1 protein-coding gene is annotated in these 818 nt (G+C 74.9%); it reads left to right on the top strand.

What is annotated here, in order from left to right; translation table 11 throughout:
• Positions 1 to 744 (top strand): flavodoxin domain-containing protein (locus tag AC27KI_RS26215; protein ID WP_487116782.1); only part of this gene is annotated, 744 nt, incomplete at its 5' end.
• Positions 745 to 818: the final 74 nt, after the last annotated feature.

Genomic DNA, 818 nt, shown 5'->3' with positions numbered 1-818 from the left:
GAGTCCGTGCACCTGTGCGCGCTGGGCGCGGTGGATGCGGCGCTGCTGCAGCGCACGCGCCGCGCGCTGTTTCTGGCCAGCACGTACGGAGAGGGCGATGCACCTGACAACGCCGCGGGCTTCCAGGGGCAGTGGATGGGCGCGGCCGCAGCGCCCTCGCTGGCAGGCCTGCAGTACGGCCTGCTGGCGCTGGGCGACCGGCAATACGCGCACTATTGCGGCTTCGGCCGCCAGCTGGACGGCTGGCTGCGCGCGCAGGGCGCGGTGCCGTTGTTCGAGCGGGTGGAGATGGACAACGGCGCCCCGGCCGCGCTCCTGGCATGGCAGCACCAGCTGTCGCAGGTCGCGAACCTGAACGGGGCGCCTGCCTGGGAGGCGCCGCCGTTCGCCGACTGGACGCTGGCCGCGCGCCGCCACCTCAACCCGGGCAGCCTGGGAGCGCCGGTGTTCCACATCGAACTGGCGCCCCCGCCCGGTACCGCGGCCGATTGGGCGTCCGGCGACCTGGTGCAACTGTGCCCGCCGGCCGACCCGCAACGCCCGCGCAACTATTCCATCGCCTCGGTGCCGGGCGACGGACGCATTCATCTCACCGTGCGCCAGGCCGTGCGCGAGGACGGCACGCCCGGCGTGGCTCGGGCTGGCTGTGCGCGGGCCTGGCGCTGGGGGATGCCGTGCCGCTGCGCCTGCGCGCGCACGGGCCTTTCCGGTTGCAGGACAACGCTGCTCGGCCCCTCGTCTTGATCGGTAACGGCACGGGCATCGCCGGCCTGCGCAGCCATCTGCGGGCGCGCGCCGCGGCGGGGGCGGGCCCGAGC

This window comes from Acidovorax sp. KPB24-03 (assembly GCF_057546605.1).
This window is presented reverse-complemented; position numbering and strand designations above follow the sequence as displayed.